Annotated in this window: 22 protein-coding genes and 1 tRNA gene; 8 read left to right on the top strand and 15 right to left on the bottom strand. The window is 69.2% G+C overall.

The annotated features are described in order from the left end of the window. The first annotated feature begins 235 nt into the window (after window positions 1–235). Window positions 236–3,574 (top strand): S41 family peptidase, encoded by a 3,339-nt coding sequence (locus ACIPC1_RS28815; protein WP_402522384.1) that lies wholly within the window; start codon window positions 236–238, stop codon window positions 3,572–3,574. A 60-nt stretch (window positions 3,575–3,634) separates the two neighbouring features. On the opposite strand, the gene ACIPC1_RS28810 is transcribed toward ACIPC1_RS28815, so the two are convergent. The 4 genes from ACIPC1_RS28810 to ACIPC1_RS28795 all read right to left on the bottom strand — a co-directional run bounded on the left by ACIPC1_RS28810 (window position 3,635) and on the right by ACIPC1_RS28795 (window position 7,263). After that, a complete protein-coding gene (locus ACIPC1_RS28810; RefSeq protein ID WP_402522022.1) occupies window positions 3,635–3,835 on the bottom strand; it encodes a hypothetical protein in 201 nt (66 codons plus the stop codon). Between the two features lie 121 nt (window positions 3,836–3,956). Continuing rightward, window positions 3,957–4,835, bottom strand: coding sequence for an SDR family oxidoreductase (locus tag ACIPC1_RS28805; protein ID WP_402522019.1), 879 nt, complete (start codon window positions 4,833–4,835; stop codon window positions 3,957–3,959). Beyond that, a complete protein-coding gene (locus ACIPC1_RS28800) occupies window positions 4,832–5,749 on the bottom strand; it encodes an alpha/beta fold hydrolase (protein ID WP_402522016.1) in 918 nt (305 codons plus the stop codon). The genes ACIPC1_RS28805 and ACIPC1_RS28800 overlap by 4 nt, the downstream gene beginning before the upstream one ends. Continuing rightward, window positions 5,746–7,263, bottom strand: coding sequence for a flavin-containing monooxygenase (locus ACIPC1_RS28795; protein WP_402522012.1), 1,518 nt, complete (start codon window positions 7,261–7,263; stop codon window positions 5,746–5,748). Before ACIPC1_RS28795 ends, ACIPC1_RS28800 begins: the two co-directional genes overlap by 4 nt. Window positions 7,264–7,417: 154 nt before the next feature. Between ACIPC1_RS28795 and ACIPC1_RS28790 the strand changes: the two genes are divergently transcribed. Continuing rightward, on the top strand, window positions 7,418–8,044 hold the full coding sequence (locus ACIPC1_RS28790; RefSeq protein WP_402522381.1) for a MerR family transcriptional regulator: 627 nt from the start codon (window positions 7,418–7,420) through the stop codon (window positions 8,042–8,044). 87 nt (window positions 8,045–8,131) lie between these two features. Here ACIPC1_RS28790 and ACIPC1_RS28785 read toward each other — a convergent pair whose 3' ends face one another. Continuing rightward, on the bottom strand, window positions 8,132–8,935 hold the full coding sequence (locus ACIPC1_RS28785) for an exodeoxyribonuclease III (RefSeq protein WP_402522010.1): 804 nt from the start codon (window positions 8,933–8,935) through the stop codon (window positions 8,132–8,134). A gap of 58 nt (window positions 8,936–8,993) precedes the next feature. Here ACIPC1_RS28785 and ACIPC1_RS28780 point away from each other — a divergent pair, with 58 nt between their 5' ends. Both ACIPC1_RS28780 and ACIPC1_RS28775 read left to right on the top strand, forming a co-directional pair. Then, window positions 8,994–9,479 carry a GNAT family N-acetyltransferase gene (locus ACIPC1_RS28780; protein WP_402522008.1) on the top strand — a complete coding sequence of 162 codons (486 nt, stop codon included), beginning with the start codon at window positions 8,994–8,996 and terminating at the stop codon, window positions 9,477–9,479. Between the two features lie 141 nt (window positions 9,480–9,620). Continuing rightward, the gene (locus ACIPC1_RS28775) at window positions 9,621–9,854 is read left to right on the top strand and encodes a hypothetical protein (RefSeq protein ID WP_402522006.1); all 234 of its coding nucleotides are present in this window, start codon (window positions 9,621–9,623) and stop codon (window positions 9,852–9,854) included. 155 nt (window positions 9,855–10,009) lie between these two features. Here ACIPC1_RS28775 and ACIPC1_RS28770 read toward each other — a convergent pair whose 3' ends face one another. Both ACIPC1_RS28770 and ACIPC1_RS28765 read right to left on the bottom strand, forming a co-directional pair. Further along, window positions 10,010–11,572 (bottom strand): FAD-dependent oxidoreductase, encoded by a 1,563-nt coding sequence (locus ACIPC1_RS28770; protein WP_402522003.1) that lies wholly within the window; start codon window positions 11,570–11,572, stop codon window positions 10,010–10,012. 598 nt (window positions 11,573–12,170) lie between these two features. Beyond that, a complete protein-coding gene (locus ACIPC1_RS28765; protein WP_402522000.1) occupies window positions 12,171–12,557 on the bottom strand; it encodes a hypothetical protein in 387 nt (128 codons plus the stop codon). A gap of 579 nt (window positions 12,558–13,136) precedes the next feature. Between ACIPC1_RS28765 and ACIPC1_RS28760 the strand changes: the two genes are divergently transcribed. After that, a complete protein-coding gene (locus ACIPC1_RS28760) occupies window positions 13,137–13,682 on the top strand; it encodes a CPCC family cysteine-rich protein (RefSeq protein ID WP_402521998.1) in 546 nt (181 codons plus the stop codon). A 1,093-nt stretch (window positions 13,683–14,775) separates the two neighbouring features. Further along, window positions 14,776–15,063, top strand: coding sequence for a tyrosine-type recombinase/integrase (locus tag ACIPC1_RS28755; RefSeq protein WP_402521996.1), 288 nt, complete (start codon window positions 14,776–14,778; stop codon window positions 15,061–15,063). Window positions 15,064–15,136: 73 nt separating this feature from the next. Here the strand turns inward: ACIPC1_RS28755 and ACIPC1_RS28750 are convergent. From ACIPC1_RS28750 to galU, 7 genes are all read right to left on the bottom strand, one after another. Further along, window positions 15,137–15,210: transfer RNA gene (locus ACIPC1_RS28750), tRNA-Ala, on the bottom strand. A gap of 95 nt (window positions 15,211–15,305) precedes the next feature. Next, window positions 15,306–16,664 (bottom strand): gephyrin-like molybdotransferase receptor GlpR, encoded by a 1,359-nt coding sequence (gene glpR, locus ACIPC1_RS28745; RefSeq protein ID WP_402521993.1) that lies wholly within the window; start codon window positions 16,662–16,664, stop codon window positions 15,306–15,308. A 173-nt stretch (window positions 16,665–16,837) separates the two neighbouring features. Continuing rightward, window positions 16,838–17,572, bottom strand: coding sequence for a GNAT family N-acetyltransferase (locus tag ACIPC1_RS28740; RefSeq protein WP_402522378.1), 735 nt, complete (start codon window positions 17,570–17,572; stop codon window positions 16,838–16,840). Further along, window positions 17,569–18,084, bottom strand: a complete 516-nt coding sequence (locus ACIPC1_RS28735; protein ID WP_384385810.1) for a molybdenum cofactor biosynthesis protein B — start codon at window positions 18,082–18,084, stop codon at window positions 17,569–17,571. The genes ACIPC1_RS28740 and ACIPC1_RS28735 overlap by 4 nt, the downstream gene beginning before the upstream one ends. Further along, entirely contained in the window at window positions 18,081–18,593 is a 513-nt protein-coding gene (gene moaC, locus ACIPC1_RS28730) for a cyclic pyranopterin monophosphate synthase MoaC (RefSeq protein ID WP_384385808.1), read from the bottom strand. The genes ACIPC1_RS28735 and moaC overlap by 4 nt, the downstream gene beginning before the upstream one ends. A gap of 61 nt (window positions 18,594–18,654) precedes the next feature. Continuing rightward, complete coding sequence (gene glp, locus ACIPC1_RS28725; protein WP_402521989.1) at window positions 18,655–19,977, bottom strand: gephyrin-like molybdotransferase Glp; 1,323 nt, start codon at window positions 19,975–19,977, stop codon at window positions 18,655–18,657. Window positions 19,978–19,981: 4 nt separating this feature from the next. Beyond that, window positions 19,982–20,884 (bottom strand): UTP--glucose-1-phosphate uridylyltransferase GalU, encoded by a 903-nt coding sequence (gene galU / locus ACIPC1_RS28720; protein WP_402521987.1) that lies wholly within the window; start codon window positions 20,882–20,884, stop codon window positions 19,982–19,984. A gap of 131 nt (window positions 20,885–21,015) precedes the next feature. On the opposite strand from galU, the gene ACIPC1_RS28715 reads away from it, so the two are divergent. Further along, the gene (locus ACIPC1_RS28715; RefSeq protein WP_402521985.1) at window positions 21,016–21,591 is read left to right on the top strand and encodes a 5-formyltetrahydrofolate cyclo-ligase; all 576 of its coding nucleotides are present in this window, start codon (window positions 21,016–21,018) and stop codon (window positions 21,589–21,591) included. Between the two features lie 64 nt (window positions 21,592–21,655). Here ACIPC1_RS28715 and ACIPC1_RS28710 read toward each other — a convergent pair whose 3' ends face one another. Next, window positions 21,656–24,409: a penicillin acylase family protein gene (locus ACIPC1_RS28710; protein ID WP_402521982.1), complete on the bottom strand. Its 2,754-nt coding sequence runs from the start codon at window positions 24,407–24,409 to the stop codon at window positions 21,656–21,658. 260 nt (window positions 24,410–24,669) lie between these two features. Here ACIPC1_RS28710 and ACIPC1_RS28705 point away from each other — a divergent pair, with 260 nt between their 5' ends. Beyond that, window positions 24,670–26,211, top strand: coding sequence for a potassium/proton antiporter (locus tag ACIPC1_RS28705; RefSeq protein WP_402522375.1), 1,542 nt, complete (start codon window positions 24,670–24,672; stop codon window positions 26,209–26,211). Window positions 26,212–26,437: the final 226 nt, after the last annotated feature.

The following is a 26,437-nucleotide window of genomic DNA, read 5'->3' as shown; positions in this document are numbered from 1 at the left end:
GCTCCGGACGGCATGGTTCTTACGTCTCCGAACATACCCCGAGAGCGAGCGAAACGAAACCGTTTCGTACGTGTCGTGTGTCACGGGTTCGTGGCTCAACCCCGCAACCGACCCCCGCGCACAAGTTGCCGAGGCCCTCCGAGCGGAAAAGCATAGGGAGGTGAGCGACGCGCACGAGGACGAACCCAAGGACACGTACGAGAACGCGACCCCCGGGGAGAGCGCCCCCGGATACCTGCGCTTCCCGCACCTCAGTGGCGACCGGCTGTGCTTCGCGGCCGAGGACGACCTGTGGGTGGCCCCCCTCGAAGGACCGGGCCGCGCCTGGCGCCTCACCGTCGACCGAACCAAGATCGGCCACCCCCGCTTCTCCCCCGACGGCCGCCACATCGCCTACACGAGCTGGCGCAGCTTCGTCCCGGAGATCCATCTGGCGCCGGTGGACGGCGGTCCCGGCCGACAGCTCACCTACTGGGGCAGCGCCGACACCCAGGTCTGCGGCTGGTCACCCCCCGACAAGGACGGAAACAGCGACATCCTCGCCGTCGCCTCGCACGGCCAGCCCTTCTCCTATTTCACCTGGGCCTACAGCGTCCCCACCACCGGCGACCCCGGCGGCAAGCTCCCCTGGGGCCCGGTCTCCGACATCGCGGTCGCCGACATCGGCGGCGAGCGCCGGACGCTGCTTCTCACCGGCACCCCACCGCACGAGCCGGCCGCCTGGAAGCGCTACCGGGGCGGCGCCACGGGACGGCTCTGGCTGCACGGCAGGCGCCTCCTCGCCGACCTCGAAGGCCACCTCGACAGCCCCATGTTCGTCGGCGGCCGCATCGCCTTCCTCTCCGACCACGAGGGCGTCGGGAACCTGTACTCGTGCGCGTACGACGGCTCCGGCCTGCGCCGCCACACCGACCACGACGCGTACTACGCCCGGCACGCCTCCAGTGACGGCACCCGGGTCGTCTACCAGTGCGCGGGCGACCTGTGGATCGTCGACGACCTGTCCGTCGACTCGATCCCGCGCCGGCTCGACGTCCGGCTCGGCGGTCCGCGCGCGGGACGCCGTACGTACCAGGTGCCGGCCGCCCAGCACGTCGACAGCATCTCCGTGGACGAGACGGGCCGGGCGAGCGCCGTCGTCGTACGGGGCAGCCTCTACTGGCTCACCCACCGCGACGGCCCCGCGCGCACCATCGCGGACACCCCGGGCGTACGGGTCCGGCTCCCCGAGATGCTCGGCTCCGGCGGCCAGGTCGCCTACGTCACCGACGCGGACGGCGAGGACGCCGTCGAGATCGCCTACCTCCCGCGCGCGAGCGGCGAACGCGGACCGCGCCGCCTCGCCTCCGGCGAACTGGGCCGCGTACAGGAGCTGGTGTCGGATCCACAGGGCGAGCGCCTCGCGATCGCGTCGAACGACGGGCGGCTGCTGCTCCTGGACGCCTCGGAGGAGTCGAACGGCGAGGTCACCGAGGTCATCCGGTCCATCAACGGACCGGTGCGCGATCTCGCCTTCTCGCCGGACGGGGCCTGGCTGACCTGGGCGCACCCCGGGATCGGCCGCTCCCTGCGCCAGATCAAGATGGCGCGCATCTCCCCGAAGGGACAAGGGGGCCGTCTGATCGTCGACGTCACCAACGGCCGCTTCGAGGACGAGAATCCGGTGTTCACGCGGGACGGCCGCTATCTGGCCTTCCTGTCGTGGCGGGGCTTCGACCCGGTGTACGACGTCCACACCGGGGACCTCTCCTTCCCGCTCGGCTGCCGTCCCTACCTGGTACCTCTGTCGTCCGCGACCCCCTCCCCCTTCGCGCTCAACCCCGACGGGCGGCCGGTCGCGGGAGGCCTGGACCCGGTCGAGGACGACGCGGGCGACGGCTCCACGGTGACCGTCGAGATCGAGGGCCTGGAGAGCCGGGTGACGCCGTTCCCGGTCACCGCCTCCAAGTACTCGGCGCTCTACCCGGTCGCGGGCGGCGGCCTGGTCTGGCTGCGCTGGCCGATCTCGGGCGCACTCGGGGAGACCTTCGCCAACCCCGACGACACCTCCGGCCAGCCCACCCTCGAGTACTTCAACATCGCCAAGGCGAAGAAGTCCGAACTCGTCGACCATCTCGACTGGTTCGCGGTGAGCGGCGACGGCAGCCGCCTTGTCGTGGTCGACGAGGGCGACCTGCGCGCCGTCCCCTCCACCGAGTCCGGCGACGGCGACTCCACGGTCTGGATCGACCTGCGCCGCATCCTGCACGAGGCCGATCCACCCGCCGAGTGGCGCCAGGCGTACGAGGAAGCGGGCCGCATCATCCGCGCGTACTTCTGGGAGCCAGGGATGTGCGGCATCGACTGGGACGCGGTGCTCGCGCAGTACCGCCCGCTGGTCGAACGGGTCGCGTCCCCCGACGAGTTCGCGGATCTGCTCCGCGAGGTGCTCGGCGAACTGGGCACCTCGCACGCGTACGTCTCCGCCGCCCGCCGCAACGAGGGCCCCGCCCACTACCAGCGCCGACAGGGCCTCCTCGGTGCCAACCTCGTCCGACGGGACGGGAGTTGGATGCTCAAGCGGATCCTGCCCGGCGACTCCTCGGACTCCAAGGCCCGTTCACCGCTGGCCGGCACGGGGATCCGTGAGGGCGCGGTGCTCACCCACGTCGACGGGCGGCCGGTGGACCCGGTCACCGGCCCGTATCCGTTGCTGGCGGGGGCGGGCGGTACGACGGTGGAGCTGACGTTCACACCGGCGGGGTCCACGTCGGTGCGGTCCACGTCGGCGGAGTCCACGTCGGTGCGGTCCACGTCGGTGCGGTCCACGTCGGCGGGGTCCACGTCGGTGCGGGGCGAAGGACGCTCACGCCGGGTCGCGGTGGTCCCGCTCATCGACGAGCGGCCGCTGCGCTACCAGGACTGGGTGGCCAAACGCCGGGACGTCGTACGGGAGTTGAGCGGCGGGCGCTGCGGCTACCTGCACATCCCCGACATGGGTGGCTCGGGCTGGGCCCAGTTCAACCGCGACCTGCGCCTTGAGGTGTCCCGGCCCGCGCTCATCGTCGACGTACGCGGCAACGCGGGCGGCCACATCAGCGAACTGGTCGTCGAGAAGCTGACCCGCAAGATCCTGGGCTGGGACCTGACACGCAACGCCCAGCCGGTGTCGTACGCCTCCAGCGCCCCGCGCGGTCCGGTGGTGGCGCTGGCGGACGAAGCGACCTCGTCCGACGGTGACATGATCACCGCCGCCTTCAAGCTGCTGAAGCTGGGGCCGGTCGTCGGCCAGCGCACCTGGGGCGGAGTCGTCGGCATGACCGGCCGGCACCGCCTCGGCGACGGGACGGTGATCACGGTCCCGATGAACGCCGCCTGGTTCGACGCGTACGGCTGGTCCATCGAGAACAAGGGCGTCTACCCGGACCTGGAGATCCTCCGCACCCCGCTGGACTGGGCGGAGGGCCGCCACGCTCAACTCGACGACGCCGTCCAACTCGCCCTGGACCTGCTGAACACGCAACCGGCAGCCTCCCCGCCGGACTACTCGAACGTGCCGGACCGGACGAGGCCGAAGCTGCCGCCTCGCAACTGAACACAGAGGTGGGGCGCCCTCGTTCGCGAGAGCGCCCCACTCCGGTACGGCTCATACCGCTCAGACGTCGTAGTCCTGGTCGAAGCGGTCCTGAGCCTCCTGCTGCATGCGGTCCGTGTCCATCTGGTTACGGTCACGCTGTTCCCGGCCGGGCTCAGGCTGCTGCGCGGAACGCTCGCTCGCCTCGTCCTGGCTCTCGCCCATCTTCTTCTTGGCCCGCTGCTTCATCTCTTCGGCCTTGTCCTGGAACTGGTCCTTCATACCCATGAGTTTTCACTCCCGTTTGTGGGTGAGGGGGTCAAGCCTCGACCAGACTTACACGGGGGAACAAAGCATGCATTTCGATCAATAACTCACGGTGAGTGCGGCCAGGAACCCCAGGTCAGACGCCCTGTCGTTCCTCCTCGTCCGCCACCCCGCCCGCGCCCACAAGTCCCCTGCCCACGCCCTTGAGCCGTGGCTCGAACCGCCGCATCTCCCGCTCCCCGACCGCCGCGATGATCCCGGGAAGGTAACCGCGAATGCCCTGCGTCCCCCGCAGCCACCACTGCGCGTACACATGACTCGACCGCCGTTCGATCCCGGCGACGATCCGGTCGACGGCAGGACCCAGCGGATACGTCTTGTTGGCCGGCCACGGAAGCCGCTGCCGCAGTTCGCGCATCACGTCGTCCTGGTCGGCCCCGCGCACCATGTCGGTGTCCGTCCACGACAGGTAACCGACCCCGACCCGCACGCCCTTGTACCCGACCTCGGACCGCAGACTGTGCGCGTACGCCTCCACACCCGACTTGGACGCGCAGTACGCGGTCATCATCGGCGCCGGAGTGATCGCGGCGAGCGAGGCGATCTGGAGCAGATATCCGCGGCTCTCCATCAGTACCGGCAGGAAGGCGCGAGCCGTCACCGCCGAACCGATGAGGTTGACCTCGATCACGCGCCGCCAGGCGACCGGGTCGGACTCCAGGAAGGGCCCGCCGTTGGCCACCCCCGCGTTCGCGACGACGATGTCCACCTTCCCGAAGCGTTCCTTCACCTCCCCGGCGACCCGCGCCATCGCCTCGTGGTCGGTGACATCGGCGTACCAGTGACCGCTCTCGCCGTGCAGCCGCTCCGAGACCCGCTTCAGCTCGTCCGCCTCCAGACCGACGAGCGCGACCTTCGCCCCGCGCGCGGAGAGCTTGCGGGCGAGGAGTTCGCCAACTCCCCGCGCGGCCCCCGTGACGACCGCGACCTGCCCTTCGAGGCTCACCCTGCTCATGCGCCCTCCTTGATCTGTGCGTACGTGGTCACGAGTTCGCGGATGCGGGAGGAGACCACCTCGGGCGCCTCCACCGGCGTCATGTGCCCGAGCCCGGCCAACTCGGTGATCCCGACGCAGTTCGGCAGCGCGGCGACCAGGGCGCGCGCGTGCACGGCCGGCGTCATCCGGTCCGCCGTACCCGCCAGCACGGCGGTCGGCGCCACCAACTCCCTTACGCCGCCGTCGAGATCGAGCCTGTCGAGCACGACCGACCAGGCGTACCGCACCCGCCGCGGACACGCGTGCACGATCCGCGCGCAGGCCTCGACCATGCCCGGCGACGAACCGGCGCCCATGGTCGCGTACTTGAGCATCCGCCCGGCGAGCGGCGTGACCGGACCGAGCGGCGCCCGCGAACCGAGGAGCGAGCGGGTGATACGGGTTCGCAGCCGCCCGGCGCGCAACGGCACCACCCGAGACTCGGCGACCAGCTTCGAACTGCCAGTGCTGCACAGCAGCACAGCCGCCGCGTGCTCCCGCAGACGCGGCCGCGCCGAGGCCGCCATCAGCGTCATCCCACCCATGGAGTGCCCCACCAGTACGGCCTTCTCGCCCGGCGCGAGCGTGGCCGCGAGCACCGCCTCCAGGTCGTCGGCGAGCGTGTCCGTACCGCACGCGTCGCTCGCGGGACTGCGCCCGTGCCCGCGCTGGTCGTACGCGATGACCCGGTGGTCGACGGCGAGATCGCGAATCTGCGCCGCCCAGAAGGCGGTTGAGCAGGTCCAGCCGTGTACGAGGACGACGGCGGGCGCGCCCTCCACCCCGTGCACCTCGACGTGCAGCCGCGACCCGTCGGCGGAGACGGCGGTCAGCTCGCGCGCGGGAACGGGCGGGGCGTAGGGCCCGTGCGCCACATGCATGAGCCGGCTCACGCTCCGGCCTCCACGGTCTTCTTGCTCGTGGTTTCCGTGCGCGGCCCGGTCGCCCGCAGCACCTCGTACTCCGCCAGATCGATACGCCGCGTCGCCCTGCGGAACTCGGTCGTGGTCCCCGGCCAGATGGTCGTGTTGACCCCGTTGGCGTCGAGGTACCAGCTGTCGCAGCCGCCGCGGTTCCAGACCGTGCGCTTCATACGCCCCTGGACCTCGCGGTTCCAGGCGTCCACGGCGTGGGGGCGCGCTTCGAGGGCCACCCTCCCGCCGAGAACGTCCAACTGCCGTACGAAGTCGGCCATGTAGTTCAGCTGGGACTCGATCATCAGGATCATGCTGGAGTTCCCGAGCCCGGTGTTGGGCCCGACGATCGTCAGCCAGTTGGGGAAGCCTGCGGCGGCGCTGCCGCGCAGCGACTTCATGCCGTCCTTCCAGGACTCGGCGAGCGTCCGGCCGTCCGCGCCGACGACCCGGTCGGCGATCGGCATGTCGGTGACGTGGAATCCGGTACCGAAGACGATCGCGTCGACCTCGGCCTCGCTGCCGTCGGCCGCGACGAGGGTGGAGCCCCTGATCTCGCTGAGGCCGCCCACCAGGTCCACGTTGGGCTGGGCGAGCGCCGGATAGTAGGTGTTGGAGAGCAGGATCCGCTTGCAGCCGATGCGGTAGTCCGGGGTCAGCCGGGCTCGCAGGCCGGCATCCTTGATGGCGCGGGCGATGTTGCGCTTGGCCAACCGCTCCACCATCCCCAGCTCGTCGGGCCGTTTGGTGAACGCCTGGACCTGCAACTCCCGGATCCCCCACAGCAGTCCGCGCCTGGCCCGCGCCGTGAACGGCAACTGCCGGTGCAGCCACCGCTCGACGCCGCTGATGGCCCGGTCGACGCGCGGCATCACCCACGGCGGGGTGCGCTGGAAGAGCGTGAGGTGCGCGACCTCCGGCTGGATGGCCGGCACGATCTGAATGGCCGAGGCGCCCGTGCCGATCATGGCGACGCGCTTGCCGCGCAGGTCGTAGTCGTGGTCCCAGCGGGCGGAGTGGAAGACCTTGCCGGGGAAGGTGTCGATCCCCGCGATGTCCGGGACCTTGGGGTCGGACAGCGCCCCGGTGGCGGACACGACGACGTCGGCGGTGAGGAATCCACTACTGGTCTCGATCCTCCACCACAGCTTCTCCGCGTCCCAGGTCAGCGTCTTCACCTCGGAGTTGAGGCGAAGATGCGACCGCAGCCGGAAGGCGTCCGCCACATGCTCCAGATAGGCCCGGATGTGCTCCTGCTCGGAGAAGGTGCGCGGCCAGTCGGGATGGGGCGCGAACGAGAACGAGTACAGATGGGACGGTACGTCGCAGGCGCACCCGGGATAGCTGTTGTCCCGCCAGGTGCCGCCCACGCTGTCGGCCCGCTCCAGGACGACGAAATCGGTGACCCCTTCACGGCGAAGCCGCACGGCCGCCCCCAGCCCGCCGAACCCCGACCCGATCACCGCCACCCGCACATGCTCGTGCTCGGTCATCCCGAAGCCTCCCTGGCCGTACGACTCTGCCAGTGAACACTGGCACAATGGGGAGGGTAGGGCAGGCTCGTACTCATGGGTAGGGGTCGCGGCAGGGAAAGTTACCGACGGTACGACGTAGGGTGCGCTCGTGACGGAGAAGCGCGAGTACCGGATGGCGGAGCTGGCCAAGGAGGCCGGCATCACCGTGCGCACCCTGCGCTTCTACCGCGAACGCAAACTGATTCCACCGCCCCGCCGCGAGGGGCGTATCGCCTGGTACGACACCACCCACCTGGCCCGCCTCCGCACGATCACGGCACTCCTGGAACGCGGCCACACCCTGAACGGCATCGCGGAACTGGCGGAAGCCTTCGACCACGGCCGCGACGTGGGTGCGCTGCTGGGCCTCGGCGAGCCCAGCGAGGAAACCCCGGTCCGCCTCTCCCCCGAGGAACTGGCCGACGTCTTCGCCGGCCAGGCCACCCCGGAGAACCTCGCCGCCTCCCTCGACCTCGGCTATCTCGGCACCGACGGCGGCGCGATCGTCCACATCAGCCGCCGCCTGCTCGACGCCTCGGCGGCCCTCGTCCGCGAGGGCATCCCCCTGGCGGACGTCCTCTCGACAGCCCGCCAGGTCCGCGACCACGCAGACGCCCTCGCCGACCTCTTCATCAACCTGGTCCTCACCGCCCACCACACCCCGGCCGACCTCCAACGCCTACGCCCACTGGCGAAGACGGTGGTCGAGGCGGAACTGTCGATGGCGATGGACAGACGGCTACGCGACCGCAAGGCGTAGTTCGAGGGCCGGAGTTCGAGGGCCGGAGTTCGAAGATCGTCGATCCAAGGCCGCAGGCCACAGGCCACAGATCGAAGACCTACACCGTCACAGCTGGTAGACCACCGTCACCGGCGCATGGTCCGACCACCGCTCCGCGTGCGTCGCCGCCCGCTCCACGAACCCCTTGACTGCCTTGTCCGCGAGCCCCGGCGTCGAGATCTGGTAGTCGATCCGCCAACCTGCGTCGCTATCGAACGCCCGCCCCCGGTAGGACCACCACGAGTACGGCCCCTCGACGTCCGGATGCAGCGCGCGCACGACATCGACGTACCCACCGTCGGCCGCGTCGAAGACCCGCCCCAGCCACTCCCGCTCCTCGGGCAGGAACCCGGAGTTCTTCTTGTTGGCCCGCCAGTTCTTGAGGTCGGCCTCACGATGGGCGATGTTCCAGTCGCCGCACACGACGACCTCACGCCCGTCGGCGGCGGCCCGCTCCCTGAGCCCCTTCAGGTAGGCGAGGAACTCCCCCATGAACCGGAGCTTCTCGTCCTGCCGGTCGGTCCCGACCTCCCCCGAGGGCAGGTAGAGGCTGGCGACGGTGACACCGGGCAGGTCGGCCTCGACGTACCGCCCGCTGGAGTCGAACTCCTCGGACCCGAACCCGATCCGCACCCGGTCGGGCTCGCGCCGCGTGTACAGGGAGACACCCGCGCGGCCCTTGGCGGCGGCGGGCGCGTGCACGACGTGCCAGCCGTCGGGCGCGCGGACCTCGTCCGGCAGCTGCTGCGGCTCGGCCCGCACCTCCTGAAGGCACAGCACATCCGCGGAGGTCTCCGCGAGCCACTCCACGAAACCCTTCTTCGCGGCGGCCCGGAGTCCGTTCACGTTCACAGAGGTAATGGTCAGCACGCGAGCACGATACTTAATCCGTACCGCCCACCCTACGCATAGAAGTACGGTAGTTCGCATGAATATCCGCCGGGTTCCCTTCGACCACCCCGACGCCGTCAAGCTCAACGACCAGGTGCAGGCCGAATACGCCGAGCGCTACGGCGACGAGGGTGATGTCACACCGCTCGACGCGACGATGTTCGAGCCACCGCTCGGCCGGTATCTCCTCGCGTACGACGACCAGGACCGACCGGTGGCCACGGGAGGCTGGCGCACCCAGGACGAGAACGACGAGGGATACGCGGACGGCGACGCCGAGCTCAAGCGCATGTACGTGATCCCCCAGGCCCGCGGCCTCGGCCTCGCCCGCCGCATCCTGGCCGCCCTGGAGACCGACGCCCGCACGGCCGGACGTACCCGCATGGTCCTGGAAACGGGCACCGAACAGCCCGAGGCGATTGCCCTCTACGAGTCGAGCGGCTACGAACCATGCACCAAGTTCGGCCACTACCGCGACTCCCCCATGAGCTGCTGCTTCGCGAAGGCGTTGCGCGCGAAGTAGGCGTCGGCGCGGCACACGACCGGTCCTGCTTCGAGGGGGCCCGTCCGTGTGCGTCGGCCAGAGGCGATCTGCACCAGGAAAAGCGGCGTGACCTCGATACTTACGATTGGTATGTAGAGCCACGATAGGCGGGAGACAACGATGGACCCGGAGACAACAGCCGAGTCGGACGCGAAAAGGTACGGGTTCTCCCTGCGGCGATTCACCCTCATGCTCTTCGCCATCGCGATCGCCCACTTCGCGACCGCCGTCGCCTTCGGCCACTCCGTCACGAACGCGCTGGGAACCCTGGCCGAGGACACGGCCCTGCTCATCGCCGTGGTCTCGGTGGGCGCCTACGTCAGGTCCAGGATGCGGCGGAAAGCGCAGAGCTGAGCGGCTCCGGCCGTATCTCCACCAACCACCATGCGGGGGCGAGCTGACGTACGACGCCCCGAACACGTAAGGGTTCGCGAAGGGTTGCCCGGACGGCCGGGCTGCGGGGGGCCTGAGCCCCCCGGCCCCCGGCCCCCCGCCCTCCGGGCGGCGGATCAGCCCGCCGCCACCGCGCCTTCCGGCACCCCGAACCACTCCCCCAGCGCCTCCGCCAGCCCGTCCGTCGAGGCCGACGGCTGCGCCCCCGCGTCGGCCGCCCAGGCCGTGAAGCCGTCCGGCCGGACCAGGACCGCCCCCAGTTCCGGGCGGGACGGGCAGCCGACCGTCACGAGGTCGACGCGCCCGGCGTACCCCGCGGCGCGGGCCCTCACCTCCGGGTCGTCGGCGAGGTCCAGCAGGAGCGCCCGGCCGCCGTGGAGGTGGTCCGCGAGCCGGCTGCCGTCGGCGAGTTCGAGGTCCGGGGCGCTGCGGCCGATCAGCGGGTGGTCGCCCGGCAGCTCGTACCGCACCCCGGCACCGGAGAGCCGCGCGACGAAGTACGTGGTGCCCGCGACCGTCTCCGTCAGATCGCTCACGATCTTCCGCAGGGCCCGCGACTGCGGGTCCGGGCGCATGGCCGCGATCTGGGAGCGGGTCCAGTCCAGGACCCACGCCCCGACCGGGTGCCGCTCGGCGGTGTACGTGTCCAGCAGCCCCTCCGGCGCCCGGCCGCCGGTCACGGCGGCGAGCTTCCAGCCGAGGTTCATCGCGTCCCCGATGCCCAGGCTCAGCCCCTGGCTGCCGAACGCGGAGTGCACGTGCGCCGCGTCGCCCGCCAGCAGCACCCGGCCCTTGCGGTACTCGGTGACCTGGCGGGCGTGGTCGGTGAAGCGGGTCGCGGTCCGCACCTCGGTGATCGTGACGTCCACGCCGGAGACGTGGCGCAGCCGCGCCTGGAGGTCCTCGGCGGTGACCGGCGCCTCCCGGTCGGCCGGCGGCCCGCCGAACTCCACGGTGACGACGCGGCCCGGCATCGGCCCGTAGGCGTACACCCCGGTGTCCGTCGTGGTCCAGCCGACGTTCAGGTCCTCGGTCCCGGTCATCTCCACGACCGCCTGGTGACAGGTGATCTCCGGATCCGTACCGGGGAAGTCGAACCCCGCGAGCTTGCGGACCATGCTGCGGCCGCCGTCGCAGCCCACGAGCCAGCCGGCGCGTATCGTCTCGCCGCTCGTCCGCACGGTGACGCCTCTGTCGTCCGCGTCGAAGCCCGTCAGCTCCGCTCCCCGGCGTACGTGGACGCCGAGCTCGTCCGCCCGTACGGCGAGCAGCCGCTCGACGTCCTGCTGCGCCACGTAGCTGATCCCGGCGGCGGGTCCGGCGTCACCGAGGCCCGGCCCCGTACGGTCGACCAGGTCGGCGCGCAGCATGATCCCGGCGAAGTGCCCGACGAACCTGAGCCCCTGGCCGGGGGCTCCGTCCCCGTCCTCGTCGTTCCGTTCGCGCAGGAACGCCCGGAAGCGGTCCATCGTCTGCCGCTGCACCTCTGCCAGCGCGGGCAGCATGCCCCGGCGGTAGAGCGCCTCGGCGCTGGGCGTGGTGATCGCCGCGCCCTTGATCGTCGTGTCCGCTTCGGTGAGGCGTTCCAGGACGGCCACCCGCGCGCCCCCGAGCCGGAGCTCACAGGCCAGCATCAGTCCGACCGGGCCGCCTCCGGCCACCACTACGTCATAGTCCATGGCGCTCACTATGAACGACCGGGCGACGGCCCCCTTCACCGCCCTGACCAGCCACAACAGGCCCCCCGACGTCAAGGGGTGCAGCCTCGCACGGACAGGTCGGCGGGCGGTCCGGCGCCCCGGTGCGGGCCTGGATCGACAGAGGACCGCAGGACGCGATGTCCCGGCCGCACCAACATCGCCTGGGAACAGACCCCCTCGCAGCCATCCGTCGGCAACGGCTCCGACACGGCCCCCGCACCCGAACCACCCCACCCCTGGCCTCAAGGCACACACCACAGAGCAACCGCTCGCGGCCTCCCACGCGTTCGGACATCACCTCGAACAAACCCCGGAAACACAAAGATCCCGCCCGATCGGAACGATCGGACGGGATCTCGTCAACTACCCCTGAGCGAACTCAAGAACAGTCGGAAATGCTGCGGTGGACCTGTGGGGATTTGAACCCCAGACCCCGTCGATGCGAACTACGGGCACGGCGGGCGCTGAGGTCTGCTGGGCTGGTCAGACGGGCCATGAGAGACATGGACGGTCGGTGCTTGTCGGCGGAGTTGCTGTACTCCGTTGCTGTACAGCAACGGCTCCGAAGGTCCTGGACTCAATCCCGCCCGGCTACATGCTTGTTGGCGAGTGCCTGAGCAGCAATGGCAGCGTCGAGGATCTCGCGGTGCTGGAGAGCATCACGCTTCCGGTTGCGGTCGCCTCGCCGGATGAGTCGGTAGGGGACCAGGAAGATCCCCCACAAGAGGTACCAAGCCGCGATGAAGGTCCATGCCAGGAGCATCAAGACGCCCAAGGCCAAGACGAGGAGGCTATCGAGCAAGACCCGCAGGGTGCCTTTCCACCACGGGCCGACGACGGTCTTCAAGGCCAAGGACCGGCTTGGCTCGGTGAGGCGCAAGATTCGCTTGGTTGAACCGGTGAATGACAGCGGAGCTTGGACGATCACGCGCTCACTTTGAAGCTCCATCGGGGCGGTGCTCATGCTGCCCGCCTCCTTCTGGGAGTGCTTGTGCGGTTTGATACGTATTCATATGATGCGCCCCAGTATGGGCTTGCACAAGAGTCGTCGACCCACTGCCCTGCGACTAATGGTCCTGCTCTGTAGGCCGCGACCATGGCAGTCCCGCTGAAGATCGTGATGTGTTGGGAGCCTGCACTGCCCCACACGGCCGGGGGAGAGAGTTTGAGGTCTGGTGATCTGTGGGGCGAGAGCATGAAAGGGGGCAATTACACTCGACCCAATGGAGAGGGTCATTGATCCTCACCTATCCCAGTGCTGCATTTAGGCCGCTGCTGGTGGCGACGGGCGGACGGCGCGGCCCAGCCGGTGGCGAAAGACATAGAGGCAGGGCGGCGCCGGCCGACCGGCGCCGCCGCGCGTGCGCGGCCCTCGATCAATGATCGACCTGACCTGTCAGGCAGTGCGGGTGCTGGTGAGGCTTCAGGGGTCGGCCTGCACATGCGAGGCAACAGGTACTGAAGTGTTCTCCCTACAGAGGTCGGATCGTGGCGGCGGTGCGCTGCGTGCTCTCCCGCGTGACCGTGGACTGCTGCCCCGCGGATGGAGTGGTCGACGCTCGCGGCTGAAGCATCAGCCGCGAGCGCAGCGAGCCTTGATGATGTAGGGAAAGTCTGGCCGCACGGATCTACTTGGCGCTTATCCGGTCTCGGTAGATGCTTGACAGTCCAGTCCCAGTTGATGGTTGGCGGTGAATGCGACACTCACGACGTGATGACACCCAGAGAGTTGCGTGAGAAATGCCCGGCGGGCGGAGGTCCTTACGCCTGCCCCTGCTGCAAGCTCCCGACCCTGGAAGCACGCGTTATGTGGGAGATCTGCCGCGAATGCAGCTGGGAAGACGACGGCCAGGACGACTTGAACGCCGACGAAGTATGGGGCGGCCCCAACGGAGCGGATAGCCTCACCGATGCACGCCTTCGTTACGCGAAGTATGTCGCGACTGTCAGAGCAATAGACTCAAGATCAGTGGCAAACGGTGGTCGAGGCCGCTGGTTCGAGGCCCGCCTCAGCTACCGCCGCTCTCGGGACCTGCCTGAACGCTTCGAGCAGAGCGCCTGCTCATCCAGCGACGATCTCGCCCCTTGATCGATCGGGGCCACCGTCAGCTGGGACTGGACTGTCAAGCATCTACCGAGACAAGACAGATCTACTTGGCGCGGCTCAGCGTGTTCAGGTGGTCAAGGTAGCCCCGCCCCGCGCTCTCGCTGGAGAAGTCGCGATTCACGACTGCGGCCAGTTCGCGGCTGACCAAGAGCATTGACGGCAACGATCGGCGGTCGCCCTTAAGGGCCCACTCGCCGTAGTCAACTGGCAAGCGAGGAAACGGTGAAGACTCGATCTACCCGTACAAGAACGGCTTCGCCGCATACGCCTGGGTGACCACGCCCGACGGAAACCGCAAGCGGAAGTACGTCTACGGCAAGACGCGCGACGACGTCCACACAGCAAGTGGATCAAGTTGCACGCTGAAGCCCAGAAGGGGCCTGTGGCGACGTCGACGCCGACCGTGGCGCAGTACCTCACACGCTGGTTGAGGGAGGTCGTAGGGCCTGACCTGAAGCCCAAGACTGCTGAGGCCTTCGCGATGCACGTCCGGCTCTACATCGCTCCGGGGCTCGCTCGAAGCACCTGGACAAGCTCTCCGTGCGGGACGTCCGGAACTGGGTCAACACCCTGTTGGAGCAGTGCCAGTGCTGCGCTCAGGGCCTGGACGCGAAGCGGGATACGCCGCGTTGCTGCTCCGCGGGCGACTGCTGCGAGCGCATCCCGCCGCGCCGTACTGTGCAGGACGCGCGCGCCGTACTGCGGTCGGCGTTGACCAACGCGATGACGGAAGAGCTGATCTCGAAGAACGTCGCCGGCCTCGTCAAGGTGCGGTCGGCCCGCAAGGTGAAGCGTTATCCGTGGTCCGCGGAAGAGGCTCGGCAGTTCCCGGAAGCGGCCAGTACTGCCCATGATTCGCTGTACGCGGCCTACGTGCTCATCCTGGTTCTGGGCTTCCGGCGGGGCGAAGTGCTGGGCCTCACCTGGAAGAGCGTGGACCTGGACGCGGGCGAGGTCACGGTGGAGATGCAGCTACAGCGGATCAACCGGCGGCTCGTTCACGACGAGACCAAGACCGAGACGTCCACGGCCACGTTGCCACTACCGCAGATCTGCATCACGGCACTCCGACTTCGTGTTCACCACGCGCTACGGCACGCCGTTCGAGCCGCGCAACTTCAACCGCCGGTTCACCGATCGCTCGTCCAGGGCAGGCGTCCGCCGTATCCGGCTGCACGACACCCGGCACACGTGCGGCTCACTCCTGGCGGCCCTCGACGTACACCCTCGCGTCGCGATGCAGATCCTCCGGCACAGCAAGATCGCGGTGACGATGGAGGTCTACACGCACGTACCGTCGGAGTCGACACGTCGGGCACTGCGCAAGCTCGGCAAGCACCTTGAGAAGCAAGATCGAAAGTAGTTGCTGTACTTCGCTGCTGTACGGCATGCAAAAGCCCCTACTGGTGATCACCAGTAGGGGCTTTGAGCTGCGGTGGACCTGTGGGGATTTGAACCCCAGACCCCCTCGATGCGAACGAGGTGCGCTACCAGACTGCGCCACAGGCCCTTGCAACGAGAGAAACTCTAGCATCCCCATAAGGGTGCCCGGAAATCCGTTCCTGGCTGGTCAGCCGGTGGCGCCGAGGGGCCGTCACGGCAGCCTCACTCGTTGGCTGCGCGCGGCCGATCCCCGTCCTCGTACTGGTCGAACAGCGGGGTGCGACCGCGCTCGCGGGCGCGCCGTGCGGACGCGGCGCGACGGGCGTCGCTGCGACTACCGTCGGTACCGTCCGCGCCGTCGACACCCCCGTCGTCCTCGCAGTCCTCCTCGGCGACCCGCTCCGCGTCGGACGCGCTCGGCTCGACGGCGCTGGACCGCGCCGAGCTCCACGCGTCCGGTCCCCCGAGGTCGACACTGGACGTGGCCCGGGGCGCGACCGGTGCGGTCACATACGTCGGAAGCGGAACCGGCACCGGATCCCAGCTGTCGCCCCTGCCGGGGCCGCGCTGGCGCTCGCGCTGCTGATCCACCCACTCCGCGTGGTCGGTCTGCTCGACCAGCGCGCGGCGGTCGGCGGCGAGCGCGGAGAGACCGGGGTCGGTCTCCGGCTCGGGTCCGTCGTCCGGCTCGTCGGCCCCGGGGTCGACGGTCGGCCGACGTCGCGGCTGCCGTTCCCGCAGCCGCTGCGCGGCGGCCTCGGCCCGGCGCCGGTCCATCGTGTAGGTGAAGCGGCGCTTCTCCTGGGCACGCAGATACACGATGTACCCGCTCAACATCACCGCCGGTACGCCGGGTGCCCACAGGAAGGCGAGCCCCCCGACGGCCGCCACGATCGCGCCGAGCGTGAAGGCGAGGAAGAGCATCACCGTCGTACGCCGTCGGCGCGCGAGCACCTTCGAGCGCCGGGCGCGCGCCGCGGCCTCCGCCGAAGCAGCACGCCGCGCGGCAGGGGTCTGCCGGGACATGGGCTTGGGCTCGGCGGTGGGCCGTGCCGACTGCTTCGGCGCGGGTCTGGTCGACTGCTGCGGTACGGGCCTGGAGGCGGCCGGCGCGGAGTGCGCGCCGCGCGCCGGTTCCTGCGCCGCGTGCGCCGGTGTCCCGTGCTGGGTTCCGGGCCTGCCCGCGCTCTGATGATGCGTCGACTCCGACTCCGGCTGGACGGGAGGCTGCGTCTGAACCCGCTCCCGTACCTGCGGCCGGGACTGTGCCTGCGCGTGCGCCTGCGGCCGGTGCTGAGCCGGCGGCGGGGTCGGAGGCATGGCGAAGGCCCGGACGTCCACCGAGTTGGTGACGCCGGACGTATCGGCGCTGGGCTCCCCCTCTTCGGTGGAGCGCGCCCGCAGGTCCTTGGCGTATCGGCGCTCCATGCCCGCCCGTCCGGACAGCAGCCGGATGGCGGTGCTGAAGCGTTCCGTCGGACGGGCTTCGTTCAGCTCGTCCTGCCTACGGAGCCACATCGGCACCAAGTAGGCGGCCCAGGCCCCGACGATGACTGCGTAGATGAGGCCGCTGCTGCTCACGCCTCACACGGTAGAGGGGTTTGCGTGAGGCCATCTGCCAATTGAGTCGGTGTGTCGCACGATCTGGCTGATATTTCGAGCTTTTTTTGTGACCGATGCGATCAGCTGGCCGCCGGGACCGCGAATTTAATGCCCCGAGACGATCGCCGGGCGATCATTTTCGAACACCTATTTCATTTACTGGCGTTGCCGGGCTTGCTCGGATTCTGCGCGCCCGTCTGCCCGGGTCGCACCTGCTCGTGCCCTGCCTGACCCGGCCTGGTCTGGTCCAATCGCGCCTGTTCGGAACGTGCCCGCTCCGCGCGCGCCCGCTGCCAGCGCCCGAGCAAGCCCTCCGGGACCTCTTCGGCGGTGAGCGCGAAGACAAGATGGTCGCGCCAGGCTCCGTCGATGTGAAGATAACGTGGACGAAGGCCTTCCTCGCGAAATCCGAGTTTCTCCACGACTCTGCGGCTGGGCCCGTTCTCGGGGCGAATACAGACTTCGATGCGGTGTAGTCCGACGGTGCGGAAGCAGTGGTCGGTCACGAGCGCCACCGCTGTCGGCATCACTCCGCGTCCCGCCACCGACTGGTCGACCCAGTAGCCGATGTGCCCGGAGCACATCGAGCCCCAGGTGATCCCGGCGACGGTCAACTGCCCGACGAGCCGCCCCTGGTACTCGATCACGAAGGGCAGCATCCGGCCCGCGTTGGCCTCGGCGCGCAGGTGCCGGACCATCTGCCGGTAGGTCGGCCGGTGCGCGATCGGACCGCTGGGCGTGGGCGGCGGAATGGTCGCCTCCCAGCGCCGCAGCCAGTCCCGGTTGCGCCGGTTGACCTCACGCCAGGTCCGCTGGTCGCGCACCTTTATCGGCCGGAGGACGACATCGCCTTCCACCAGCTCGACGGGCCAGGATGGGGTGTTCAGCGCACACCCCCACTGTCGCTGGGTCTGGGGTGGTCGCCGCCGCGGATCTGGTCCACGGCGTGGGTCAACAGGGGTTCCAGGACGGCCAGTCCGTCCTTCACCCCACCGGAGGAACCCGGCAGGTTGACGATCAGCGTCCCTCCCGCGACTCCGGCGAGCCCCCGGGACAGCGCCGCCGTCGGCACCTTCTCCCTGCCGAACGCCCTGATGGCCTCGGGAATCCCCGGGATCTCGTGGTCGAGAACGCGGCGCGTGGCCTCCGGGGTCCGGTCGGTGGGCGAGATGCCGGTGCCGCCAGTGGTGACGATGACGTCGTACCCGGCGTCCACACCGGCGCGCAGCGCGGCCTCGACGGGGTCCCCGTCCGCGACGACCCGAGGGCCGTCCACCTCGAAGCCGTACGAGGCCAGCCCCGCGGCGATCAGCGGTCCGCCCCTGTCCTCATAGACCCCTGCGGCGGCCCGGTTGGACGCGGTGACCACCAGGGCTCGGTACGACGGTGGGGCCGTCATTCCCGGCTCCAGTCACCCGACTTGCCGCCCGTCTTCTCCTCCACGCGTACGTCCGTGATGACCGCCCTCTTGTCGACCGCTTTGACCATGTCGATCACGGTGAGGGCCGCCACACTGACCGCGGTGAGGGCCTCCATCTCGACGCCCGTACGGTCCGTGGTCTTCACGGTGGCGAGGATCTCGACGGCGTCGTCCGTGACCGACAGATCAAGTTTGACACCCGACACCGACAACGGGTGGCACAGCGGGATCAGGTCCGGCGTGCGCTTGGCGCCCATGATGCCGGCGATGCGTGCGGTCGCGAGGGCGTCGCCCTTGGGGACGCCCTCACCGCGCAGCAGCTCGATGACACGGGGTGAGACCAGGACGCGGCCGCTGGCACGGGCGGTGCGCGCGGTCACGTCCTTGCCGGACACGTCGACCATGCGGGCGGCGCCCACCTCGTCGATGTGCGTGAGCCGGTCCTGTACAGGGGGTCCGGGGGTCTCCCCCCGGAATGGAACTGTCATGTGCTGCGGCGCTCCCGGTCGGGCCTGTGGTGCGCGACACGGTACCGCCAACCCGGGGCGCTCAGCCGAGCAGGACCACGTCGACCTCGGCGCCGGGTTCGACCGAGGTGTCGTTCTCGGGGACGACGATCAGGGCATCGGCCTGTGCGAGGGCCGCGACCAGGTGCGATCCGGCACCTCCGACGGGCGTCACCCGGCCGTCCGCATACGTCCCCCGCAGGAACTGTCTGCGTCCCGCGGGCGAGGTCAGTGCCTTGTCGGTCGCGACGACTGCCCGCACCGTCGGGCGGTGGATGTCCTTCAGGCCCATCAGGGTGCGGATCGCGGGGCGCACGAAGAGTTCGAAGGAGACGTACGAGGACACGGGGTTGCCCGGGAGCGCGAGCAGCGGGGTGTGGTCGGGGCCGATGGTGCCGAAGCCCTGGGGTTTGCCGGGCTGCATGGCGAGCTTGCGGAACTCGATGCCGCTGCCCTCCTCGTCCTCGTCGCCGACGGAGGAGAGGGCTTCCTTGACGACGTCGTACGCGCCGACGCTCACCCCGCCCGTGGTGACCAGCAGGTCCGCTCGGATGAGCTGATCCTCGATGGTGGCGCGGAGTGTCTCGGCGTCGTCGGCGACCGCGCCGACCCGGTAGGCGATGGCTCCGGCGTCGCGGGCGGCGGCGCAGAGGGCGAAGCTGTTGGAGTCGTAGATCTGGCCGGCGCCCAACTCCTCGTCGGGCTGGATGAGTTCACTGCCGGTGGACATGACGACCACGCGGGCGCGGGGGCGTACGCGTACGGTGCCGCGGCCGATCGCGGCGAGCAGGCCGATCTGCGGCGGGCCGAGGACCGTACCGGCGTCGAGGGCGCGGTCGCCGGCCTTCACGTCGCTGCCCTTGGCGCGCACGTGCGCGCGTGCATGGGCCGGGCGGTGGACCTGCACCTGCCCGAAGGCGCCCTCGGGGGCCGCGCTGTGGGCCCGCATCCCGGAGACCGGGCCCTCGCCCAGGCCGCCGTCGGTCCACTCCACGGGGACGACGGCCTCGGCGCCGGGCGGCAGCGGGGCGCCGGTCATGATGCGGGCGGCCTGGCCGGGGCCCACGTGGAGCAGCTCGGCCTGGCCCGCCGCGACATCGCCGACGACCGTCAGAACGGCCGGGAACTCCTCGCTCGCGCCCGCGACATCCGCGACCCGCACCGCGTACCCGTCCATCGAGCTGTTGTCGAACGGCGGCAGGGAGACCGGCACCGTGACGTCCTCGACCAGGACGCAGCCCTGGGCGTCGAGGAGTTGCAGCTCGATGGGTTCGAGGGGGCGCACGGTCGCGAGGATGTCCTCCAGGTGTTCGGTCACCGACCAGATGTGGTCCTGGCCGGTGACACGGGTCGCGGCGGTGCTCAAATCGCTACATCTCCTCGGCTACGTAACTGCGAAGCCAGGTCCGGAAGTCCGGGCCCAGGTCTTCACGTTCGCATGCGAGTCTGACAATGGCACGCAGGTAGTCGCCGCGGTCACCGGTGTCATAGCGGCGGCCACGGAAGACGACGCCGTGCACGGGGCCGCCGACCTTCTCGTCGTCGGCCAATTGCTGGAGGGCGTCGGTGAGCTGGATCTCGCCGCCGCGGCCCGGCTCGGTCCTGCGGAGTATGTCGAAGACATGCGGGTCGAGGACGTAACGTCCGATGATCGCGTAGTTGCTCGGCGCGTCGGCCGGGTCCGGCTTCTCGACCAGGCCCGTCACCTTCACGAGGTCGTCCTCGTCGGTGGTCTCGACGGCGGCGCATCCGTAGAGGTGGATCTGCTCGGGGGCGACCTCCATGAGCGCGATGACGCTGCCGCCGTGCTGCTCCTGGACCTTGACCATGCGCGCGAGCAGGGGGTCGCGCGGGTCGATCAGGTCGTCGCCGAGGAGCACCGCGAAGGGCTCATGGCCGACGTGCGGGGCCGCGCACAGGACGGCGTGGCCAAGTCCCTTGGGGTCTCCCTGACGCACGTAGTGCATGGTGGCGAGGTCGCTGGACTCCTGGACCCTGGCGAGCCGGTCGGCGTCGCCCTTCTTCTGGAGGGCCGATTCGAGCTCGTAGTTGCGGTCGAAGTGGTCCTCAAGAGGGCGCTTGTTGCGACCTGTGATCATCAGAACGTCGTCAAGACCCGCTGCCGCGGCCTCTTCGACCACGTACTGGATCGCCGGCTTGTCGACGACCGGCAGCATCTCCTTGGGGGTGGCCTTGGTGGCCGGCAGGAACCGGGTACCGAGGCCTGCTGCGGGGATGACAGCCTTGGTGATCCTGGGGTGTGACTCAGTCATGCCCGAACCATATCCGGTGGCTATGTTGAGAATCTGTGGCTCCGGTTAATTTGTTCTCATATGAGCCCATTGCGAAGCTGCGGGAGCCACCTGTGAGTCACGTCGGATCCAATGAAGATCATGACAAGCGAATGTTGCGGCAGGAATTCCTCGCGGTGAGAACCGGGTTGACGGCCGACGATGTGCGGGAATCCACCGCGGCTCTCGCAGCCCACGCCCTGGAACTGCCCGAGTTGGCGCACGCGCGCACGGTGGCGGCGTACGTCTCGGTGGGGGGCGAACCCGGAACGCTCGCGCTCCTGGACGCGCTCCACGCGCGCGGGGTGCGTGTGCTGCTTCCCGTCCTGCTGGCGGACAACGACCTGGACTGGGGGGCGTACGCGGGAGCGGGCGCTCTCGTTCGTGTCCAACACGGCGGAAAGATGGCCCTCTTGGAGCCCGCGGGCGAGCGACTGGGGCCCGAGGCCGTCCAGGAGGCGGACGCCGTCCTGCTGCCCGGTCTCGCCGTCGACGCACGCGGGATGCGCCTGGGACGCGGCGGGGGCTCGTACGACCGCGTACTGGCCCGTCTGGAGCGCGCGGGGGCCGGTCCCGCACTGGTGGTGCTGCTGTACGACTCGGAGGTCGTCGAGCGGGTGCCCGGGGAACCCCACGACCGGCCCGTCCAGGCAGTGGTGACCCCGACGGGTGTACGGCGCTTCCGCTGACCTCCCCGGCCATACGGAAAGGGGCCCTCCACGCGCGTGGAGGGCCCCTTTCGACGTCACCGCGTCACGACGGTTTCAGGACCAGCGTGTCACTCGTCGAGTTGTCGACCGCCTTCTCCGAGAAGGACCAGTCCAGCAGTTGACCCTCGGCCCAGATGTCCGTCTGGTCGGTGTAGTGGGCACTGTAGGCGTGCCCCGAGGCACCCGTGAGGTTGATCCACTTGGACTTGTCGAGGTCTCCGAGGTTGACCACCATCCGCATGGACGGCACCCAGACCACGCCATAGCCACCCGCCGCGTTCCAACCGGTCGCGTTGACCGTCGCCTCGCCGCCGCTGAGCTTCCAGGGGCCGCGGTTGAGCATGTACTGCACGACGTCGGGGCCGTCGACGCCCAGGGTCTGGTTCTTCAGGAACAGGCGGTGCAGCCGGCCCCAGTTCCAGGTGTCGATGTCCTTGCCGAGCTTGGCGGTCAACTCCCAGCGAGCGTCCGTCATGGCCCGGCGGAACAGCTCGTCACGGGTGTCGGTGGCCTCGTCGGTGCGCGTCGCCGGCGACTTCCACCAGTCGTTGTCCTCGTCGTCGATGATGTTGCGGACCACCTCGAACCAGCGGTCGCCGCCGTCCGGCTGCGCCTGGTCCGCGGCGCGCTCGCCGCACTCGAGCACCGTCTGGTCCTCGTCCGCGGGACCGGTGGTGTCGACCGGGGCGACGTTCAGGCACTGGCCCTCGACCCGCAGCTCCTTGGGCAGCTTGTTGCCGAAGGCGAGCTTGAGGATGTTGCGCCAGACCGAGTTGAAGTAGGCGGCCGCCGCGGAATCGGCGTCCTGGGTGTAGTCCCAGCCCTCCAGGAGCTTCTGCGCCTCGCGGACGTCCGGGTCGTCGACGTCGATCTTGAGCAGTTTGGGCACCAGCAGCTTGGCGATCTCGCTGCTGTTGTCCAGCTGCATCTGGCGCATGTCCTCGGTCGAGATCTTGCCGCCGTCCTTGATCTTCGACTCGATCAGGTCGGTGATCCGCTGACTGCGCGTGCCGTAGCCCCAGTCCGTGGTGATCGTGTAGGGGTACTTGTCCTTGTCGATGACAGCCTGGTTGGCGGTCACGATGTAGCCGCGTTCCGGGTTGTAGTCGTAGGGCAGCTCGGCCTGCTTGATGTAGCCGGTCCAGTCGTACTTGGAGTCCCAGCCCGGTGCCGGCAGCGAGCCGTCGCCCTTGCCGCGCGTGGGGATCTTGCCGGGCAGCTGGTAGCCGATGTTGCCCTGGGTGTCGGCGTAGACCAGGTTCTCCGAGGGCACGTCGAAGGACGCCGCCGCGTCACGGAACTCGGTCCAGTCGGAGGCCTTGTCCAACTCGAAGACGGCGTCCATGGAATTGCCGGCTTCCAGCCCGGTCCAGCGCAGCGAGATGCCGTAGCCGTCGCCGCGGTCGGGTGCCGCGGAGTTGACGGTGGCCTTCTGGCCGACCTTGACGAGTTCGTCGTCGCGGTCGGACAGCAGGGGTCCGTTGTCGGTCTCCCGGACGATGATCGTCTTGGACGCGCCGCCGGCGACCTTGATGGTCTCCTCGCGGGTCGTGAACGGCTTCACCTTGTCGTCGACCTGGTAGCCGTCGCCGGTGAGCTTCTCCAGGTAGAGGTCGGTGACATCGGCGCCGGAGTTGGTCATGCCCCAGGCGATGTCCTGGTTGTGACCGATGATCACGCCGGGCATGCCCGCGAAGGTGTAGCCGGAGACGTCGTACTGGCAGGTGGCCGAGAGGGTGGTGCAGTGCAGGCCCATCTGGTACCAGACCGAGGGCAGCGAGGGCGACAGGTGCGGGTCGTTGGCCAGCAGTGGCTTGCCCGTGATGGTGTGGGCGCCCGAGACGACCCAGGCGTTGGAGCCGATGCCGTTGCCGTTCACTCCGACGGCCGTGGGCAGGTCATCGAGAACGTTGTAGAGCCCCGACAGCTGGCTCTCCAGGTCGGAGGGCGCGGCGGTGTCGCCCGCGAGCCCGGTGCCCGCCGTGGAGCCCGTCGTGGTGGTGCCGTCGCCCTGGACGTACGTCCCGGTGGCGCTGTCGTACTCGCCGTCCTGGACGATCGTCTCGTTCCGGCTGTACGGGTACTCCGGGTACAGGTCCTTGATCTGCTGCGGGCCCAGGCGGCTGGTCATCAGGGAGCGGTCGATCTCGTCCTGCATGTTGCCGCGCAGGTCCCAGGCCATCGCCTTGAGCCAGGCCACCGAGTCGACCGGGGTCCACTCCTGGGGCTTGTAGTCGTTGCGGAAGCCGAGGGCCGCGTACTCCAGCGAGATGTCCTTGCCGTCCTTGCCCTTCAGGTAGGCATTGACTCCCTTGGCGTATGCCTGGAGGTACTTCTTCGTGGAGTCCGACAACTTGGTGTCGTACTCCTCCTGCGCGACCCGGTCCCAGCCCATGGTGCGCAGGAACTCGTCGTCCTTGACCTGCGAGGAGCCGAACATCTCGGACAGCCGGCCCGAGGTCATGTGACGGCGCACGTCCATCTCGTAGAACCGGTCCTGCGCCTGGACGAAGCCCTGCGCCATGAAGAGGTCCTCGTCGGAGGAGGCGTAGATCTGCGGGATTCCGTAGCTGTCCCGCTTGACGTCCACGGGTCCTGACAGGCCGTCGAGGGTGATCTCGCCCGTGGTTTGCGGGAAGGAAGCGCGCACTGTGCTGACGGTCCAGAACCCGCCGAAGGCAATGCCGCCGATGACGGCCAAAACCAGGACGATCAAGAACAGTCGGGCTCTGCGCCCCTTCTTCCTGCCGGACTTGCCGGGCTTTTGGCCGGAAGAGGCGGTGGTGGTGGGGGGCATCGCTGTCCTTGCTGTCCTAACGCGAGCGGCAGGCGGGGCTGTGCATTTGACTGAGCGCTGGAGCAACCATAGGCGCAGGGCCCACCGCACCTTGACGCGGTGTCGGGTACCCGAACGGACGGGCGTTCGATCTTGCGTCGGCGAGCGTCAAGAAAGCGTCAAGAGTTAGGTAAGGTAACGAAGTACTTGCACCGAAGTGCTCGGCTTCCGGTGTTCTGATCCGAGGGTTCCGATCCGCGTGTGCCGATCCGAGCTTTCCGATCCGCGTGTCCGGATTGACGAGAAGGGAACGGCCGCTGACTGTCCACCACCTCAACCAACTCCTGCTCGTGTGCTCGCTCGTTCTGCTCGTCGCGGTGGCAGCGGTTCGGATCTCTTCGCGCAGCGGGCTCCCGACGCTGCTCGTATACCTGGGCATCGGCATCGCGATGGGCCAGGACGGAATCGGCAACGTCCACTTCAACAACGCCGAGCTGACCCAGGTCATCGGATACGCGGCCCTGGTCGTGATCCTGGCCGAGGGTGGCCTCAGCACGAAGTGGAAGGAAATCAAGCCGGCCCTCCCCGCCGCCACCTCGCTGGCGCTGGTCGGAGTCGCGGTGAGCGTGGCGGTCACGGCCACGGCGGCCCACTATCTGATCGGCCTGGACTGGCGTCAGGCGCTCATCGTCGGGGCGGTGGTGTCCTCGACGGACGCGGCGGCCGTCTTCTCGGTACTGCGGAAAGTCCCCCTCCCCACGCGCGTGACGGGCGTCCTGGAAGCCGAATCCGGCTTCAACGACGCCCCCGTGGTCATCCTCGTCGTCGCGTTCTGCACAGCGGGCCCGGTGGAGCACTGGTACGTGCTGCTGGGCGAGATAACGCTGGAACTGGCCATCGGCGCGGCCATCGGCATCACGGTGGGCTTCCTGGGCTCCTACGGGCTGCGGCATGTGGCACTGCCCGCCTCCGGCCTCTACCCGATCGCCGTGATGGCCATCGCGGTCGTGGCGTACGCCGCCGGGGCGCTCGCCCACGGCAGCGGCTTCCTCGCCGTGTACCTCGCGGCGATGGTGCTGGGCAACGCGAAACTGCCGCACTGGCCCGCCACGCGCGGTTTCGCCGAAGGACTCGGCTGGATCGCCCAGATCGGCATGTTCGTGCTGCTCGGCCTGCTGGTCACACCGCATGAGATGGGCGACGACATCTGGCCCGCGCTCGTCATAGGCCTGGTGCTGACCATGGTGGCGCGGCCGCTCAGCATCGTGCTGAGCCTGCTGCCGTTCCGCCTGCCCTGGCAGGAACAGACCCTGCTGTCCTGGGCCGGGCTGCGCGGCGCCGTGCCGATCATCCTGGCGACCATCCCGATGGTGAGCGGCATCGAGCAAAGCCGTCGCATCTTCAACATCGTCTTCGTACTGGTCGTCGTCTACACCCTCATCCAGGGCCCCACGCTGCCCTGGCTGGCCCGCAAGCTGCGGCTCGGCGAGTCCGAGGGGCCCGCCGACCTGGGCATCGAATCAGCGCCCCTGGAGCGGCTGCGCGGCCATCTGCTGTCCGTCGCGATCCCGGGCGGATCGCGCATGCACGGCGTCGAGGTGGGCGAGCTGCGGCTGCCCGCGGGCGCCGCCGTCACACTCGTCGTACGCGACGGGAAGTCCTTCGTGCCGCTGCCCACGACCGTGCTGCGGCGCGGTGACGAGCTTCTCGTGGTGGCCACCGATCCCGTCCGGGACGCCGCCGAGGGGCGGCTGCGCGCGGTGGGCCAGGGCGGCAAGCTGGCCGGCTGGCTGGGACCGGCGGGCGCCCGAACCGAGCGCTGACCGGTCAGTGGCGCAGGACATCAAGGCGAACTGCACCCTAAGGGTCCATATGTATTCGCAGGCGAACAGTGCCGCGGTGCTGGGTTTCACAGGACCGGACGCCTTCATCCCTGTATGATGAAGGCAGACTTCGATCGAACGAAAATCGAACTAAATCGAACCAACTCTGCCTGACGCAGAGCTGGCGCGACCGTATGGCGGCCGCGGTGCCCTTGCAGCGGGCAGC

It is taken from the genome of Streptomyces sp. NPDC087263, assembly GCF_044744645.1.
In the GTDB taxonomy this organism is placed as follows: Bacteria; Actinomycetota; Actinomycetes; order Streptomycetales; family Streptomycetaceae; genus Streptomyces.
Note: the sequence above shows the minus strand (reverse complement) of the source record. Positions and strands in the feature narration are given on the sequence as shown.